The 782-nt window shown below is 64.3% G+C and carries 1 protein-coding gene; it reads left to right on the top strand.

The features are described from left to right. A partial coding sequence (locus U5A65_RS40685) for an aromatic amino acid transaminase (RefSeq protein ID WP_321949719.1) occupies nt 1–782 on the top strand: 782 nt, incomplete at both ends.

Genomic DNA, 782 nt, shown 5'->3' with positions numbered 1-782 from the left:
AAGATCGGCGCCGACTTCCTCAAGCGCGTGAACCCGAACGCCAAGGTCGCGATCAGCGACCCGAGCTGGGAAAACCACCGCGCCCTGTTCGAAAGCGCAGGGTTTGAAGTCATCGCGTATCCGTACTACGACGCGCAGACCAACGGCGTGAACTTCGAAGGCATGCTCACCGCGCTGAACGGCTACGCCGCCGGCACCGTCATCGTGCTGCACGCGTGCTGCCACAACCCGACCGGCGTGGACCTCACGGTCGACCAGTGGAAGCAGATCATCGAAGTCGTGAAGGCGCGCAACCTCGTGCCGTTCCTCGACATCGCGTATCAGGGCTTTGGCGACGGCATCGCGGAAGACGGCGAAGTCGTGCGCCTCTTCGCCGCTTCGGAACTCAACGTGTTCGTTTCGTCGTCGTTCTCGAAGTCGTTCTCGCTGTACGGCGAACGTGTGGGCGCGCTGTCGATCCTCACGAGCAGCAAGGAAGAATCGGCGCGCGTGCTCTCGCAGCTCAAGCGCGTGATCCGCACGAACTATTCCAACCCGCCGACGCACGGCGGCTCGGTGGTCGCAGCCGTGCTCGGCTCGGCCGACCTGCGCGCCATGTGGGAAGCGGAACTCGGCGAAATGCGCAACCGCATCCGCGCGATGCGCACGGGCCTCGTCGAGCGCCTCACGGCCGCTGGCGTGGACCGCGACTTCAACTTCATCAACGTGCAACGCGGCATGTTCTCGTACTCGGGCCTGACGGCTGCACAAGTCGACCGCCTGCGCGAAGAGTTCGGCATCTA

Origin of the sequence: Paraburkholderia sp. J10-1 (assembly GCF_905220165.1) — a bacterium.
Taxonomy (GTDB): Bacteria; Pseudomonadota; Gammaproteobacteria; order Burkholderiales; family Burkholderiaceae; genus Paraburkholderia.
This window is presented reverse-complemented; position numbering and strand designations above follow the sequence as displayed.